The following is a 16,475-nucleotide window of genomic DNA, read 5'->3' on the forward strand; positions in this document are numbered from 1 at the left end:
TTGGGGCCGCTGTGTCAGGCATGTTGAACAAGCCTCGAAGGTTCCGGCGGCGGTACTGCTGAGGCATGCCCGCCAAGGGAACGTGCGATCATCTGGTCGGTGTCTACGATCAACGCGATCTTGCCATCGCCCAGAATGGTGGCAGCGGCGATACCGGGTATGCGCTGATAGTTCTGTTCGAGCCCCTTTATGACAACCTCGCGCTGGTCGACGATGCCGTCTATGGCCAGCGCCGTGCGGCGCCCATCCTCGCTCTCGATCAGCAGCAACGACAGGGTCTCGAGGTCGGCAGGCGTTGCGCGATAGCCAAGCTCGAACCCGAGTTCCACGATGGGGATCAGTTCGTTGCCGATCGTCAGAAGCTGGTCTCCGTCACAGAAAGCCTCAATCCGTCCCTGGCCGGGTTGCAGGGTCTCGCGCAGTGCCAGGGTGGGAACGACAAGCGACTCACCTGCAACCGTCACCAGCATGCCCTCGAGGACGGCCAGCGTCAGCGGCAGGGATATCGTGACCGTCGTGCCGCGCCCCGGTTCGGAATGCAGGCCGACGCGTCCGCCCAATGCCTGGATCTCGGAGCGCACCACATCCATCCCGACGCCGCGACCCGAAAGGTTCGAGACCTCGGATGCGGTCGAGAAACCGGGGCGAAACAGCAAGTTGTCGATATCGGTTTCGGTGAGGTCGTCTTCTGGGCGCACCAGTCCCTTTTCCTCGGCGATCTGCCGGACGCGGGCGCGATCGATGCCGCCGCCGTCATCGCTCAAGGTGATGACCACCCGACCGGAGCGGTGGGCGGCCTCCAGCGTGATGGTGCCGCGGTCGTTCTTGCCGGAGGCCTGGCGGACAGCCGCGTCCTCCAACCCGTGATCGACGGCGTTGCGTATCATGTGGGTCAACGGCTCGACCAGCCGTTCTGTCACCGTCTTGTCCACCTCGGTGGCGTCACCCACAGTCACCAGTCGTGCGGATTTGCCTGCTTCTCGGGCGGTTTCACGCACGATGCGCGACATGCGCTGGAACAGGCTGCGTACTGGCTGGGCGCGGATCGCCATAACACTTTCCTGAATCACGCCGGAAAGCTGCTTCAGCTGGCTCATGGCGTCGTCCACCGTCTTCGACGAGGCCGAGCGCGGCAGCTCGCTCATCGACTGGCGCAGCATTGCTTCGCTGATGACAAGTTCACCGACAAGGTTGATCAGCCGGTCGACACGTTGCAGATCGACGCGGATGGTGCTGGAGCCTGTGGCGGGAGGCTCGTTCAAACAGGGAGCGGGACCGTCCCGGGGCGGGCAGGGCAGTGGGTCCGCCTGTGTCGAGGACACTGGCGACGCAGATAAGTTAACCGAACCGTTCTGCGCGGGCTCCAACTCCGCGGCCGATGAGCGCCCTGTTCGGGTAATTTCCAGTGATGCAAGCCCGTCCACGAATTCAAAGACATCTCGGACCGCGGCCTCATCAACGCCGGGGTCGGCATTTAGCGTGAGGTGCCACCGCAGGGCAGGCTGGCGCCAGTCGCCGCCACCGAGCGGTTTCATTGTTGTCAGGTCGGCGCAGGTCTCAAGCTCACCCAGCGCAGCCAGCGCACGGAACAGCAGCACGGGGTCGTGACCATTCGCATAAAGACCGGCCTCAGGCGCAAACCGAATGCTGAAAGTTGGCCCGTCATTGCCGTCCGATATCGGCAGGTCGGTCGCAAAGTCGAAGGCCAGAGCCAGCGGTTCGAACTCCGGCTCTGGTGCGTCCTCGGTCATTGCGTCTCTGCCTACCGACTGGCTCAGCAGTGTCAGGTCGTTGAGAATGGATTTGGCATTATCGGCGTCGACCTCGCTTTCGAACCGCTCAGCCTCGACAAGGTCACTGAGGTGGTCGCAGGCGGTGAACAGCAGCGGCAGATTGTATTCGCTGATCCTGAGTGTACCTGCCCTGACATCCGCCAGAACGTTTTCAAAGGCGTGAGAGAAGGCAACCAGACGCTTCAGTCCGAAAGCTCCGGCACCACCCTTGATTGAGTGTACCGCGCGAAACATCGCATTTGTCGTGTCCTCGTCCCGTATACCATTTTCCAGCGCGCCCAGCCCGGCCGAGAGGCTTTCCAGCAGCTCGTCGCATTCCTGATAGAAGAGATCGCGCAGGTCGTTCATGGCAACTCCTCAGATGACCAAACGGTTGATCGCCGATACCAGCTTGTCCGCATCGAACGGTTTGACGATCCATCCGGTTGCCCCAGCGGCACGGGCGCGGTGCTTCAGTTCCTCCAAGTTCTCTGTGGTCAGAACCAGAATGGGCAGGCCGGCATGGGCCGGGCGGGTGCGAACGGTCTCGATGAAACCGAAGCCATCAAGGCGCGGCATGTTGAGGTCGGTGATCACAAGGTCCGGCGCCACCGCCGTCAGCATCTCCAGCCCGTCAATGCCGTCTTCGGCCACATCCACCGCAAATCCCGCGCCGACCAGTGCGGTTTTAAGCATGGCGCGGATGGTACGGGAATCGTCGATGGCGAGGATCCTATGGCTCATGCGGCGGCCTCCGCGTCGTCCGGGCGGATCCCAAGCAGGTCTGGATCGACGCCAAGGATCGTAAGGCTGTGCTTCATATCGGACGAGGCGTTGCAGATGGCGAAACGCAGCCCGTCATCGCGCCATTCCGCCTGAAGCCTCAATAGAAGATCGAGCGCCATTCCACCGAGATGCCTGACCTCGGAGGCATCCACGAGCACATCGCTTCCGCGCAGGCGGGCGATAGCATCGTAAAGCTCGGCGCAGGCGGCATAATCCAGCTGTGAGGCAAGCCTCACCGCGGGGGCACACACGTCACTTTCCGGTTCCAACATGTCTGCCGCTCCGCATCCCATTCTCAGGTCTCTCGTGGCGGATGCTATGAGGCAGCGTTTAAGAAATGGTTTCGACGCGGGGATGCGGACAACCGGTGGCGGCTCAGTGGATCAGCGATCCGCCGTTCACGTCGACCTCGGTGCCGGTGCAATAGGCGGACAGTTCGGAGGCCAGAAACAGACCGCAGCCCGCCACTTCACTTGCCTCGCCGGCGCGGCCCATGGGAATGCCGGCAAGCACCTGCCCGCGCATCTCGGGCGTCAGCTTGCCGGCGGTGATGTCGGTGGCGATGAAGCCCGGGCAAATCGCGTTTACCCGAACGTTGTCGGGGGCCAGTTCGCGGGCCATCGCCTTTGTCAGCCCCAGCACGCCGGCCTTGGCGGCGGAATAATGCGGACCCCCGAAAATGCCGCCGCCGCGCTGGGCGGACACCGATGAAAGGTTGACGATCGAGCCTGAGCTTTGCGCCCGCATTGCAGGAATGACGGCCTGGCTCATATAAAGCGTGCCGCGGAGCGATACGTCAGTCACCGCCTCGTAATGCTCTGGCTCTATCTCCAGCAGCTTGAGCGGCTGGGTGATGCCCGCGTTGTTCACCAGCACGTCGATCCGGTCCAGCGTGCCCAGTACGATCTCGGCCGCTTCGGCACAGGCGGTCCGGTCGGTGACGTCGCAGGCCAGCCCGAGGTGGCCCTTGCCGGGCAAATCCCGCGCCGCATCCGCCGCCTGTCCCGCGTCAAGGTCGAGCACCGCCACGATGGCACCGTGTTCGGCGAACAGCATCGCCATCGCCTTGCCAAGTCCACGTGGGCTGGCCGCGCCGGTGATGATCGCCACCTTGCCCTGCAGAAGTCCTGTCCCGTTCCCGTTCATAGCCACCGCCTGATCTGCTCTGCGACCTTCGCGACCGACAGTCCGTACATATTATGCAGCGTGGGCAATGCACCCGCTTCGAGAAACGCGTCCGGCAAGCCGATCATGCGGAATTCCGGGGTCACCCCCGCCAGCAGCAGCTCTTTCGCCACCGCCTCGCCCAAGCCGCCGTTGACTGTGTGGTTCTCGGCCGTGACCACCAGCCGTCCGCCTGTTCTTGCCTGCGTAACAATGGTTTCGACATCCAGAGGCTTGATCGTCGGTACATGCAGCACACCCACGTCGACACCGTCTTTCTCCAACGCCTCGGCCGCGTCCAGAGCCCGCATCGTCATGATCCCGGACGAAATCACAAGCACGTCGCGGCCTTCTCTGATGACCTGAGCGTCGCCCAGCCGGAACCGGTAGTCCGGCTTGTTCCGTGTCAGCACCGAGGGCACCTTGCCGCGCAGGAGGCGCGCATAAACCGGGCCGTCGTGGGCGATCATCGCAGGCACCATGCCGGCAATGTCGTCCGCATCGCAGGGATCGATCACCACCATGCCGGGCAGCCCCCGGAAAATAGCCAGGTCCTCGGTTGCCTGATGGCTGGGGCCGTAGCCGGTGGTGAGGCCGGGCAGGGCGCAGACGATCTTGACCGGCAGGTTCTCCTCGGCGATGGCCATGGCGATGAAGTCATAGGCCCGGCGCGAGGCGAAAACCGCGTAAGTGGTGGCGAAGGGGATGCAGCCTTCGCGCGCCATGCCGGCCGCCGCCGACATCAGAAGCTGTTCGGCCATGCCCATTTGATAGAACCGCTCGGGCATCGCCTTGGCGAAGACATGCAGGTCGGTGTATTTCGACAGGTCGGCGGTGAGCCCGACGATGCGGTCATCGTCCCGGGCGGCCTTCACCAGAGCCGCGCCGAAGGGGGCGTCGACGGTGTCGTAACCCTCGGCCGCGAGGGAGGCGATCATCGCCGAGGTTGTCGCTTGGCCGTCGGGCACCTTCCGCGGCTCGTACTTGCGTTTTATCGAGTCCACCGTCATTGCGGTTTCCCTTTTTCCAGCGCGTCCAGCGCTTTGGCCCATTCGTCCGGCTCGACCCGCACGAAATGCGTGATCTCGCGGGTTTCGAGGAAATCGACGCCCTTGCACATCGTAGTGTTGCAGATGATCACCCGCGGCCTTGGATCCGGTAGGGCGCGCGCGCTGTCGAAGGCCGTGACCAGCGCCTCAAGATCGTTTCCGTCGACCGCCTGCGCGTGCCAGCCGAAGGCCTCCCATTTGGGCGCCTCGGGAACCTGCGCCAAGGTGTCACGCGTCGGTCCATCCGCCTGCTGGTTGTTGAAATCGACGATGCAGATCAGGTTGTCGAGCCGCCACTGCACCGCGGACATCACCGCTTCCCAAGTCGAGCCTTCGCCCAATTCTCCGTCCGACATGAGGTTGTAGACAAAGGCCGGGTTGTCCTTCCGCTTCAACCCGAGCGCGGCACCCACGGCGATTCCAAGACCCTGACCCAGCGAGCCACCGGTGATCTCCATTCCCGGCGTATAAGAGGCCATCCCGGACATGGGCATCCGGCTATCGTCCGCGCCGTAGGTCTGCAATTCGTCTTCGGGCAGGATACCGGCCTCCATGAGCGCTGCATAAAGCGCTATCGCATAGTGGCCGATCGACAGGTAGAACCGATCGCGGCCCTCCCATTCGGGTTCGTCCGCGCAATAGTCCAGCGCGTGGAAATACGAGGTCGCCAGCACGTCCGCCACGCCCAGAGCCTGTCCAATATAGCCCTGTCCCTGCACTTCGCCCATCAGCAGCGCCTTGCGCCGGATGTTCCAGGCGCGCATTGCCAGCGAGACATTGGACCGTTCCGCGCGGCGCATGTCGGCCATCTGCTTTTCCTCCCGTGCTTGCCAAGCTATCCCGCAGGTGTAGCATCGCGCAGCCGGACCGGCCCCAGCAAATAACTGAAAGCCTGCTTAGCAGAACTTAACACCAGCTCCCTGCAAGACCGGACCGCCGGTCAGGGCAGGGCGCACCTGACCAGAGAGAATTTCATGTCCCAGATGATCTTTGCCGACAGCCTGTCACGTCTTGGCACCGAAAGCGCCTTCATGGTGCTGGCGCGGGCCCAGAAACTGGCCGCCGAGGGCAAGGACATCATCAACCTGGGCATCGGGCAGCCCGACTTCCAGACGCCCGGCCATATCGTGGAGGCCGGCATCAAAGCGCTGCGCGACGGTCATCACGGCTATACGCCTGCCAACGGCATTCCGGCGCTGCGCGAAGCGGTGGCGGCCGACCTCGAAAGGCGCCACGGCGCGGCGGTCAACCCCGACAACGTGGTGGTGATGCCCGGCGGCAAGCCAACGATGTTCTTCGCCGTCATGATGCTCGGTCAGCCGGGCACCGAGATCATGTATCCCAATCCTGGATTTCCGATCTACGAGTCGGTCATCAACTACTCTGGCGCGACGCCCGTGCCGATACGGTTGAGCGAAAAGAACGGTTTCGCCTTCTCCGCCGAAGAGGTGCTTGGCCAGATCACCGACAGGACCCGCCTGATCATCATCAACTCGCCAGCAAATCCCACCGGCGGCGTCACCCCGCGCGAAGAGATCGACAAGCTGGTCGCCGGCCTGATGGACCATCCGCATGTCGCGCTCATGTCCGACGAGATCTACAGCCAGATGCTCTATGGCGGGCGCGAACACGTCAGCCTGCTGCAATACCCCGAGATCCGTGACCGTCTGATCCTGCTGGATGGCTGGTCCAAGACCTACGCCATGACCGGCTGGCGGCTGGGCTTCTCGGTCTGGCCGGATGCTGCCGTCGATCACGTCACCCGGCTCTGCATCAACGATCACTCCTGCGTCAACGCAAGCGCGCAATACGCCGGTCTCGCGGCCCTGACCGGTCCGCAGGGCGCGGTGCATGACATGGTTGCCCAATTCGACGCTCGGCGCGACGTAATCGTGCGCGAGCTCAATTCGCTGCCCGGCGTCCGCTGCACCGATCCGGGAGGCGCGTTCTACGCGTTCCCCAATATCGAGGGGACCGGCATGAACGCCACCGAGGCGCAGAACCTGTTCCTCGACAAGGCTGGCGTGGCAACGGTGGCGGGCACCTCCTTCGGCGCCATGGGAGAGGGCTATGTGCGCTTCTCGTACGCCAACTCCGAGGACAATATTGTCAGGGCCATCGGCCGTATCCGCAAGGTACTCTGACCGGCCCATGACCGCAGACCAGAAAGGACACGATACGATGAACGACGCACCCGCATCGCCACACGGTGGCGCGCTTCTGGTCGATTGCCTGGCGGCTCAAGGGGTCGAGCGGGTCTTCTGCATCCCGGGCGAAAGCTTCCTCGCCGCGCTGGATGGCTTCCACGACCGCGACATCGACGTCATCGTCACCCGGCACGAGGGCGGCGCCGCGATGATGGCCGAGGCGGCGGGCAAGCTGACCGGGCGTCCCGGCGTGGCCTTCGTGACCCGGGGGCCGGGCGCGACGAATGCCAGTTCCGGGGTGCACGTGGCTTTTCAGGACAGCACGCCGATGGTGCTGTTTGTCGGACAGGTCGCCAGCGACCAGCGCGACCGCGAGGCATTTCAGGAGGTGGATTATCGCGCCATGTTCGGCCCGCTGGCCAAGTGGGTGGCCGAGATCGACCGCGCCGACCGCATTCCCGAATACATCAGCCACGCCTTCCACGTCGCGCAGAGCGGTCGGCCGGGACCGGTGGTGCTGGCGCTACCGGAAGATATGCTCTCGGGGCCGGCAGAGGGTGTGCCGGTTCCCGCGGCGTCCTTGCCCTCGGGCATGGCCTCTGACGCCGATATAGGCGCGATCATCGACCGGCTCGAGGCAGCGGACCGTCCGCTCGTCATCGTCGGCGGCGCAAGCTGGAGTGCCGAGGCCGCCAGCGCCATCGGACATTTCGCGCAGACCATGGGCCTGCCGGTCGGGGCCTCGTTCCGATGCCAAGATTTCCTCGACAACCGGCATCCCAACTATGTCGGGGACGTGGGCATCGGGATCAACCCGGCGCTGGCCCTACGTGTGAGGGACGCGGACGTCATCCTCGCGCTCGGGCCGCGGCTGGGCGAGATGACCACCTCGGGATACACACTCCTGACGCCGCCCGTGCCTTCGCAGGACCTCATCCACGTTCACGCCGATCCATCCGAGATCGGGCGCGTCTATCGCCCCGCCATCGCGGTGGTGGGCCAGCCGGGTCCTGTCGTGTCGCAACTGGCCGGCGCTGCGCGGCATAGGACCGGCGGCGACTGGTTGGCGCAGGCGCGCGCGGACTATGAGGCGTGGCAGCAGCCGCAGGAGACGCCGGGCGCGCTGAAGATGGAGCAGGTAATCGGCCACCTGAACGAGGTCCTGCCTGACGACGCCATCCTGACCAACGGCGCAGGCAACTACGCGGCCTGGCTGCACCGCTACTATCGCTACCGAAGCTGGCGGACCCAGCTCGCTCCGACCTCCGGGTCGATGGGCTATGGGCTGCCTGCTGCCATCTCGGCCAAGCTGCACCACCCAGAACGCGAAGTGATCTGCATGGCCGGCGATGGCTGCTTCCAGATGGTCTTGCAGGAATTTGGCGTCGCCTGTGAACACGGCGCAAACATCGTCGTCATCGTGTCCGACAACGGTATGTACGGCACGATCAGGATGCATCAGCAACGCCAGTACCCCGGACGGCCGTCGGGCACCAAGCTGTCAAACCCCGACTTCGCCGCCCTCGCGCGCGCCTATGGCGGGTTCGGCGCGACGGTGTGCGAGACCTCGGAATTCGCTTCGGCGTTCGCCGCGGCCCGCAACAGCGGTCTGCCCGCGATCCTGCACCTCAAGCTGGATCCTGCGGCACTGTCACCGAAGGTGCGGTTGGAGGGGCACTGACACAGGCAGGCCGTGAAGCACAACGCGAGGGCGAAGACAGGTGCGGGATCGGCCCGTCATTCAGAACCAGAGCTTCGGCTCGGCAAACTCGACCGAGTTGCCGGCCGGATCGCGAACATACAGCGAATGGGCGCCGTTCGGCCAGTCGAACTCCGCATCTATAGGGAGCCCGGCGTCGGTGAAGGTGTCGCGCCAGCGGGCGATTTCGTCGCGGCTGGCCGAAAAACAGACGTGGCCGGGACCGGTGGCGCCGTGCGCAGGCACCGGCATGGCGGTATTGCCCGATGCTTTCGACGTTTCCTGAGGGTTGAAGACAAGCAGCACCGTCTGACCGGCGCGAAAAAAGATGTGACGGGGCGGCGCCTGCAGAACGATCTCCATGCCCATCAGTCCCGCATAGAAGGCTTGCGCCGCATCCAGATCGCTGGCGTATAGGGCAGCCTCGAGCACGCCTTGGACGGTCGGTGGTGTGTACATGGTGCTCAGCCTAGCAAAACGCGCTACATTCAGCCAAGGGGCCAAGGGTTCGCTTGCCGGGCTATCCGTTCTGTGACCGTTAAGAACCTGTACTACTCTTAAGAGCGTTGGCCAAATTCTAGAGGCTTGCCTGACGGCGAACGCGAGATATAGTGGCTTTAACGACAGGCGGTCCGCTGCCAACGGACCTTGAACCCGCAGGCGGAAGCAAGGGGAAGTGACGAGCCATGGACGGTGATTTCAGGACGGAATTTGTGCGCGAGCCTTCGGCGCTGAAGCAGTTCCCGGCCCTGGTGCTGAATGCGGATTACAGGCCCTTGTCCTATTACCCGTTGTCGCTCTGGCCGTGGCAGGATGCGATCAAGGCGGCCTGGCTCGACAGGGTGGACATCGTAGCCGAATACGACACCGAGGTGCATTCGCCATCGACCACCATCAGGATACCAAGCGTCGTCGTTCTGAAAGACTATGTAAAACCTCAAAAGCGCGTGGCCTTCACGCGCTTTAATCTTTTTCTGAGGGATGAATTCCGCTGCCAGTACTGCGGCACGAAGCGCGAACTGACTTTCGATCACGTGGTGCCGCGCGCGGCCGGTGGCGTTACATCCTGGCAGAACGTGGTGGCGGCCTGTGCGCCCTGCAACCTGAAAAAGGGATCGAAGTCGCTGGCACAGGCCCATATGTCGCTGCGCAAACCGCCACGCCAACCCGGAGCGGAAGAACTGCGCAACATGGGCCGCAAGTTCCCGCCGAACCACCTGCATGAAAGCTGGATGGACTTCCTCTATTGGGATGCGGAACTCGAGGCCTGAGCGGCGTCTTCCAAACGCTTTACCGGCCCGCAACAGGCTCATCAGTGTCTTGGCGAGGCTCGGCCGCGTGTCCGGTCGGACCCACTTCGGCCCCCCGACGCGCCGCTTTGTTCCTATCGGCTTTTGCAGCGCAGAAATCCTCGTTACCGTGACGGCTGAGCAATGAGGCAATCACCGGTCCGGCGTCTTGTCGCCATGCAAAGGCCGATCAGCAGGGGCTCCGGGAATTCGTTGGATATCAAGGTCGAACCTGTCGATGCCTCTGGTCGGGTTGCCCTCTCGGGTCGGTTGACCATCCACACGGTGACCGACGCCCGTGCGGCCCTGGCCGCGCGAATGGCCGACGGGATGAAGGTTGTCGATCTCGCCCCGCTGGAGCGGCTGGATACCGCCGGGGCTTGGGTGCTGATCTCATTCGTCCGGTCTGACGGACTGGAGCTGACAGGTGCAGGCGAGCACACGGCAAGCCTGCTCGACACCGTGGAAAGCGCCATGCCGATGCCTGAGGAGGCGCCGGCGCGGCGTCTTACCCTTGCCGGGGTGCTGGAGGGAACCGGGCGGCGCGTCACCGCAGGGGTTACCTTCGTGCTCGCGCTGACCGCCTATCTCGGCATCTTCCTGCACCGGCTCGCCCGGTCGGTCCGACATCCGACTGAGTTTCGCTTCACGGCGCTCGTCCACCATTGCGAAGCGGTCGGCTGGCAGGCGATCCCCATCGTCGCGGTCATGTCATTCCTGATCGGCGTCGTATTGGCCTTTCAGGGATCGGTGCAGTTGCGCCAGTTCGGGGCCGAGGTTTTCGTGGTCGACCTGATCGCCATCTCGATTTTACGCGAATTGGGGATCCTGCTGACCTCAATCATCGTTGCCGGGCGCACCGCCTCGGCCTTTACCGCCGCCATCGGCTCGATGAAGATGCGCGAGGAAATCGACGCCATGCGCACGCTGGGACTGGACCCTGCGATGAACCTCTTCGTGCCACGCATCCTCGCGCTGTTGCTGATGCTGCCGATCCTGGGGTTGATCGCCAACATCTCGGGGCTGTTCGGCGGCGCCCTGATGGCCTGGATCGATCTTGGCATATCGCCCGCGATGTTCCGGACCCGGTTGGTTGAGGGCACTGACATCGACCATGTTTTCGTGGGTCTCGTGAAGGCACCAGTCTTCGCCCTGATCATCGGTGTCGTTGGCTGCCACGCCGGTATGCAGGTGAAAAGCAATGCCGAGTCGCTGGGTCGCATGACCTCGAACGCGGTGGTGACGGCGATCTTTGCGGTGATCATGGCCGATGCCGTGTTTTCGATCTTTTTCGCGCGGATGGGGATATGAGCAGCGACGACGTCATCATCCGGCTGCGCGGCATCCGCAACCAATTCGGCAGCCAGGTCGTGCACGACGACCTCGATCTCGACGTGAGGAAAGGCGAGATTCTCGGCGTTGTCGGCGGATCGGGCACCGGTAAATCGGTCCTTCTGCGCACCATCGCAGGGTTGCAGACCCCGGCCGCGGGCAGCGTCACCGTTCTGGGCACCGACGTGCTAACGGCCGACCATGACACCCGCACTGCCATCCAGCGCCGCTGGGGTGTGATGTTTCAGGACGGGGCACTGTTTTCCTCGCTCACCGTGCGCGAAAACGTCGAGGTCCCGATGCGCGCGATCGAGGGGCTGGATCCCGAGGTGCGCCGGTCCCTTGCCGATCTCAAGGTCTCGCTGGTAGGGCTACCCTATCTGGCGGGCGACAAGTACCCTTCGGAACTGTCCGGAGGCATGCGCAAGCGCGCCGGCCTCGCACGGGCGTTGGCGCTGGACCCGGACCTGTTGTTCCTGGATGAGCCGACAGCGGGGCTCGATCCGATCGGTGCAGCAGACTTCGATCAGTTGATCCGCGGTCTGAGCCGGTCGCTCGGTTTGACGGTGTTTCTGGTGACCCACGATCTTGACACCCTGCACGCGACCTGTGACCGGATTGCGGTACTCGCGGAAAAGAGGGTGCTGGTCACCGGAACCATGACAGATATGCTGGACGTCGACCATCCATGGGTGCACGAGTATTTCCATGGCCCGCGCGCCCGCGCGGCAGCGGCGGATGCGCAGGGCAGCGCGGCACGGAAAGGCGAATAGTTTGGAGACACGGGCAAATTTCGTACTCATCGGCGCTTTTGCCATCGCCGGCATGCTCGGCATCCTGGGGTTTTTCCTGTGGTTCGCCCAGGTCGAGCTGGATCGCCAGTTCTCGTATTACGATATCTATTTCCCCTCGGTGTCCGGGCTCAGCAATGCCTCCGACGTGCGCTTCAGCGGTCTGCCGGTGGGGCAGGTGGTGGATGTGCGCCTGTCGCCCAACCGGGACGGCACCATCCTCGTTCGGGTCGAGGTGAACGCCGACACCCCGGTTCGCGAAAACAGCATCGCCACCATCGAATCTCAGGGCGTCACCGGCGTGTCCTACGTTGGCATCGATCCCGGCACACCCGAGGCCGAGATCCTCAGACCCACGGCGGAGCAGCCCATTCCCGAAATCGACGCCGGCCGGTCGACGCTGCAATCGCTCAGCGAAGACGCGCCCCGGCTTCTTGAGAACGCGCTCGCCGTTGTCGAAGAGATCGGCCAGATTTTCGATCAGGAGAATACCGATCGCGTCAACAATATCCTCGAGAACGTTGAAGTTGCCTCCGAGAAGTTCGCCTCCTCGCTCGAGGATTTCTCGGCCGTGACCGGCAGCGTCTCGGAATTCGCCGAGCAGATCGGAACCTTCAACGATACGCTCGACCAACTTTCCGGCGATATCTCAGGTGTGCTGGAAACGGCGGACACGGCGCTGACATCGCTTTCCCAATTGTCCGAGCAGGGCAAAGGCGTTCTGACAGACACCAGCGAGACGCTGACCAGCGCGCGGTCTGCCATCGCCCGCACCGAGACCTTCATCGATCAGGACCTGGTGCAGACCACCAACGAGCTGCGCGAGACCAGCGCCGAGGTTCGCCGTCAGGTGGGAACCCTCAGCGCCAATGCCACCGAGGTCATGGACACCTTCAAGCTGACCGGCGAAACCGCCACCGCGCGGCTGGACGAGGCGCAGCAGACGATTGTAGCCGCGGATTCGCTGATCGCCCGGCTTGATGATGTGGCCGGCGTGGTGGGCGAGGCCGCAAGCAGCGTCGACAGCCTGATAGAAGACGAGGGCCGGCCGCTTGTCGTTGAGACCCGTGCCATGGTCGATGCTGGGTCCCGCGCGGCCGCCGCGGTGACCGACTTGGCCGAACAGGGCGAGGGCGTTCTCACCGAAACCGGCGAGACACTGACCGTCGCCAGGGAAACCCTGACCCGGGCGCAGGGCGCTATCGCCAGTGCCGAGACCTTCATTGACCACGACCTGTCGCAGACCACGACCGCGTTGCGCGACACCAGTGCCGAGGTCCGTCGGCAGGTGGGAACCCTCAGCACCAATGCCACCGAGGTCATGGACACCTTCAAGCTGACCGGCGAAACCGCCACCGCGCGACTGGACGAGGCGCGAGAGACGATCGAAGCCGCCAATAACCTCATCGCCCGGCTCGACACCGTGGCTACCTCGGTCGGTGAGACGAGCGAGCTTGTCGACACCGTGATCCGCGAAGAGGGCCGGCCGCTGATTGTGGAGACCCGCAAGATGGTGGCGGAAGCGACCAAGGCCGTATCTGCGGTGACCGTGATCGCCGAGCAGGATCTGCCTGTCGTTGTGGCCGACATTCGCGCCGCCACCGCAAGTGCCAGCAAGACCATCACCGAAGTGGGCAACAGCCTGATCGCCTCCAGCGCCGGGGTCGAGGAACTGATCGCCAAGGCCAGCAGCACGCTCGACGACGCCACCGTGGCTTTCAATAATGCCAACGTCACGCTCGAGGCGATCGACAGCGCCATGCTGTCAGCCGAGGACGCGCTGGCCATCGCCGAAACGACCTTCACCAATGCCAACACCGTCATCACCGAAGACATGGACGGCATCATCGACGGGCTCGAGACCACGCTCGCAAGCCTGCAAGAGGCCATCGCGCAGGTTTCTGCCGACATTCCCGGCATCACCTCCGACCTGCGTGCGGCCAGCCGGTCGGCCACCGCGACCTTTGCCGACATCCGGCGCGTCACCAATGCCTCGGCGCCTGCGGTGCAGGAATTCACCACCACAGCGCTGCCGTTGTTTACCCGGCTGGCGCAGGAAAGCCGGAGTCTGATAGGCAACCTTGATCGCCTCACAACCAGCTTTCAGCGCGATCCCGCCCGCTTTCTTCTCGACCGCGATACGCCGGAGTTCAAACGATGACCGCAGCCTCCAAGCTCACCCGTCTCCTGAGGATCGTCGCGGTTCTGTCCGCGCCCGCGTTGGTGTCGGGATGCTCGGCATTGTCCGCTCTCGGCGATATCAGCACCCCGCTTGAGGTTTACGAGTTGCGCGCGCCTTCGGACATTCCGGCCGTGGCCGGCCGCGCGGCAGCCAGAGACGTCATCGTCGAATTGCCAACCACCTCGGGCGCCCTGTCGACCGACCGCATCATGATCCGGCCCAATCCGTTGCAGGCGCAATACCTGCCGGACGTGCGCTGGGCTGATCCCGTTCCGGTCATGGTGCAGACGCTGATGCTGCGGGCAATCGAGTCGACCGGCGCCGTACGCTATGTCGGACGCAAGCCGTTGGCGGCCAGCGGAGATTTCGCGCTGGTCACCGAGGTGGTCGATTTTCAGGCCGAGGTGGGCGACATCGACGACACAGCGACGGTCGAAATGACCCTGATCATCCGCGTGGTGCGCGAACGCGATGCGCGTATCGTCGCCAGTCGCACCTTCCAGGCTTCCGCCCTCGCACCCTCGACCGAAACGCCGGTAGTGGCGCAGGCTTTCAACACGGCCTCTGACGATCTTTTTGCCGAGATCGCGACTTGGATTGCCGGGGTCGTCCGCGGCTGACGGCGAGAGACCTTCGCTCGGGTTGCACCCGCCGTGCGATGTGACTTTGGCGTATGGTTCAGGCGCCCGTCGCCGCAAGGTCCATTTGCGAGCGTGGTTTCGCGACCGGATCGGCATCCAGCGCAGTATGGATCTTCTCCATCACCCGGCACAGGGTGTCGAACTCCTCTGGTGTCACGTCCGAAAGTAACCGGCGTTCCACCTCCAGTGCGGCGGGCAGGATGTCGGCCAGTGCGGCCCGGCCCTTGTTCGAGAGCGAGATCTCGACCAGCCTACCATCGTCGGTTCCTGGAAGCTTTAGTACATAGCCGTCGCTTTCGAGCCGCGTCACCGCCCGGCTGACACGTGATCTTTCGAGGTTCACGCAGTCATGTATCTCGCGGACGGAAACCTTCGCGCACCGGTCCAAGTGCACCAGCACCCGCCATTCCGCCATCGTGAGGCCGAACGCCTTTTCGTATATGATCGACAGGCGACGACTGGTCCGCTCGGACAGCACGGCAAGCCGATAGGGCAGAAAGGCAGACAGGGTGAAGTCGTCTGACATGGCGCGCATCCATTTCGTTGCACCTGCAATGATATTGACTTCCATTGCAGGTGCAACGATAAATCGGGCCGTTGCAGGTTCAACGATTTCGGCTGGTAATGGTCGACACAACAGGAGAGGCCAACATGGCGAAGGCATTCGCATCGCAGGGGGATATGACCGAGAAAGAGATCTCATTCACCGAGATCGGCGAGGGGCTCTATGCCTTCACCGCCGAGGGTGATCCGAACTCCGGCGTCATCATCGGCGACGACAGCGTGATGATCGTCGAGGCTCAGGCGACGCCACGGCTGGCCAACAAGGTGATCGACTGCGTGCGGGGCGTTACCGACAAGCCGATCACCCATGTGGTCATGACGCACTACCACGCGGTGCGCGTGCTGGGTGCCAGCGCCTTCGACGCGCAGCAGATCATCATGTCCGACAAGGCGCGCGCGATGGTGGTGGAACGCGGGCAAGAGGACTGGGACAGCGAATTCCAGCGTTTCCCGCGCTTGTTCGAAGGTCACGAGTCGATTCCCGGCCTGACCTGGCCCACCACCACCTTCAGCGACCAGATGACCGTCTATCTCGGCAACCGGAAAGTTGAGATCAAGCAGATCGGCCGTGCCCATACCGCAGGTGACAGCGTGGTCTGGGTACCCGACGCGCAGACCATGTTCACCGGTGACATCGTCGAGGATCGTTCCGCCTGCTACTGCGGCGACGGCCATTTTGAGGACTGGGGCGACACGCTGGATGCGGTCAAGGCCTATGACCCGGAGAATGTCGCGCCGGGACGCGGCGGCGCGCTGGTGGGGCGCGAAGCGGTGGACCGGGCAATCGCCTCGACCCGCGATTTCGTCAACTCCACCTATCTGCCTGCCAAGCAGGTAGCCGCGAAGGGCGGCAGTCTCAGGGACGCATGGGACGCGGTGCGCGCCGAATGCGATCCGAAGTTCAAGGATTACGCGATTTACGAGCATTGCCTGCCGTTTAATGTTTCGCGCGCCTTCGATGAGGCCCGTGGCATCGACACCCCGCGCATCTGGACGGCACAGCGCGACATCGAGATGTGGGAACAGTTGCAAGGCTGAACCACGGGCCGAGCAGGAGGA

Annotated in this window: 16 protein-coding genes; 8 read left to right on the plus strand and 8 right to left on the minus strand. The window is 63.7% G+C overall.

The genetic code is table 11. The features are described from left to right. Positions 1-14 precede the first annotated feature (14 nt). The 6 genes from AC04PT_RS02525 to AC04PT_RS02550 form a co-directional block, all read right to left on the minus strand. Positions 15-2,141, minus strand: coding sequence for a chemotaxis protein CheA (locus tag AC04PT_RS02525; RefSeq protein WP_482871914.1), 2,127 nt, complete (start codon positions 2,139-2,141; stop codon positions 15-17). Between the two features lie 9 nt (positions 2,142-2,150). Next, positions 2,151-2,516: a response regulator gene (locus tag AC04PT_RS02530; RefSeq protein WP_482871915.1), complete on the minus strand. Its 366-nt coding sequence runs from the start codon at positions 2,514-2,516 to the stop codon at positions 2,151-2,153. Then, positions 2,513-2,830, minus strand: coding sequence for an STAS domain-containing protein (locus tag AC04PT_RS02535; protein WP_482871916.1), 318 nt, complete (start codon positions 2,828-2,830; stop codon positions 2,513-2,515). The genes AC04PT_RS02530 and AC04PT_RS02535 overlap by 4 nt, the downstream gene beginning before the upstream one ends. Before the next feature lie 103 nt (positions 2,831-2,933). Continuing rightward, positions 2,934-3,704, minus strand: a complete 771-nt coding sequence (locus AC04PT_RS02540) for an SDR family NAD(P)-dependent oxidoreductase (protein WP_482871917.1) — start codon at positions 3,702-3,704, stop codon at positions 2,934-2,936. Continuing rightward, positions 3,701-4,732: a transketolase family protein gene (locus tag AC04PT_RS02545; protein WP_482871918.1), complete on the minus strand. Its 1,032-nt coding sequence runs from the start codon at positions 4,730-4,732 to the stop codon at positions 3,701-3,703. The genes AC04PT_RS02540 and AC04PT_RS02545 overlap by 4 nt, the downstream gene beginning before the upstream one ends. After that, positions 4,729-5,580, minus strand: coding sequence for a transketolase (locus AC04PT_RS02550; RefSeq protein WP_482871919.1), 852 nt, complete (start codon positions 5,578-5,580; stop codon positions 4,729-4,731). The genes AC04PT_RS02545 and AC04PT_RS02550 overlap by 4 nt, the downstream gene beginning before the upstream one ends. 165 nt (positions 5,581-5,745) lie before the next feature. Between AC04PT_RS02550 and AC04PT_RS02555 the strand changes: the two genes are divergently transcribed. Continuing rightward, positions 5,746-6,915 (plus strand): pyridoxal phosphate-dependent aminotransferase, encoded by a 1,170-nt coding sequence (locus AC04PT_RS02555; RefSeq protein WP_482871920.1) that lies wholly within the window; start codon positions 5,746-5,748, stop codon positions 6,913-6,915. Between the two features lie 37 nt (positions 6,916-6,952). Further along, entirely contained in the window at positions 6,953-8,599 is a 1,647-nt protein-coding gene (locus AC04PT_RS02560) for a thiamine pyrophosphate-binding protein (RefSeq protein WP_482871921.1), read from the plus strand. 60 nt (positions 8,600-8,659) lie between these two features. Here the strand turns inward: AC04PT_RS02560 and AC04PT_RS02565 are convergent, their stop codons facing one another. After that, a complete protein-coding gene (locus tag AC04PT_RS02565) occupies positions 8,660-9,076 on the minus strand; it encodes a VOC family protein (RefSeq protein ID WP_482871922.1) in 417 nt (138 codons plus the stop codon). A gap of 227 nt (positions 9,077-9,303) precedes the next feature. Here AC04PT_RS02565 and AC04PT_RS02570 point away from each other — a divergent pair, with 227 nt between their 5' ends. From AC04PT_RS02570 to AC04PT_RS02590, 5 genes are all read left to right on the plus strand, one after another. Further along, entirely contained in the window at positions 9,304-9,888 is a 585-nt protein-coding gene (locus AC04PT_RS02570) for an HNH endonuclease (RefSeq protein WP_482871923.1), read from the plus strand. A gap of 231 nt (positions 9,889-10,119) precedes the next feature. Further along, on the plus strand, positions 10,120-11,217 hold the full coding sequence (locus AC04PT_RS02575; protein WP_482871924.1) for an ABC transporter permease: 1,098 nt from the start codon (positions 10,120-10,122) through the stop codon (positions 11,215-11,217). Then, the gene (locus tag AC04PT_RS02580; protein ID WP_482871925.1) at positions 11,214-12,011 is read left to right on the plus strand and encodes an ABC transporter ATP-binding protein; all 798 of its coding nucleotides are present in this window, start codon (positions 11,214-11,216) and stop codon (positions 12,009-12,011) included. The genes AC04PT_RS02575 and AC04PT_RS02580 overlap by 4 nt, the downstream gene beginning before the upstream one ends. Before the next feature lies 1 nt (position 12,012). Next, entirely contained in the window at positions 12,013-14,190 is a 2,178-nt protein-coding gene (locus tag AC04PT_RS02585; protein ID WP_482871926.1) for an MlaD family protein, read from the plus strand. Further along, the gene (locus tag AC04PT_RS02590) at positions 14,187-14,831 is read left to right on the plus strand and encodes an ABC-type transport auxiliary lipoprotein family protein (protein ID WP_482871928.1); all 645 of its coding nucleotides are present in this window, start codon (positions 14,187-14,189) and stop codon (positions 14,829-14,831) included. The genes AC04PT_RS02585 and AC04PT_RS02590 overlap by 4 nt, the downstream gene beginning before the upstream one ends. Positions 14,832-14,889: 58 nt before the next feature. On the opposite strand, the gene AC04PT_RS02595 is transcribed toward AC04PT_RS02590, so the two are convergent. Continuing rightward, positions 14,890-15,378 carry a MarR family winged helix-turn-helix transcriptional regulator gene (locus tag AC04PT_RS02595; protein ID WP_482871929.1) on the minus strand — a complete coding sequence of 163 codons (489 nt, stop codon included), beginning with the start codon at positions 15,376-15,378 and terminating at the stop codon, positions 14,890-14,892. 125 nt (positions 15,379-15,503) lie between these two features. Here AC04PT_RS02595 and AC04PT_RS02600 point away from each other — a divergent pair, with 125 nt between their 5' ends. After that, positions 15,504-16,454, plus strand: a complete 951-nt coding sequence (locus AC04PT_RS02600; RefSeq protein ID WP_482871930.1) for an MBL fold metallo-hydrolase — start codon at positions 15,504-15,506, stop codon at positions 16,452-16,454. The last annotated feature ends 21 nt before the right edge of the window (positions 16,455-16,475 follow it).

The sequence above is a fragment of the Litorisediminivivens sp. KMU-197 genome (assembly GCF_056858395.1).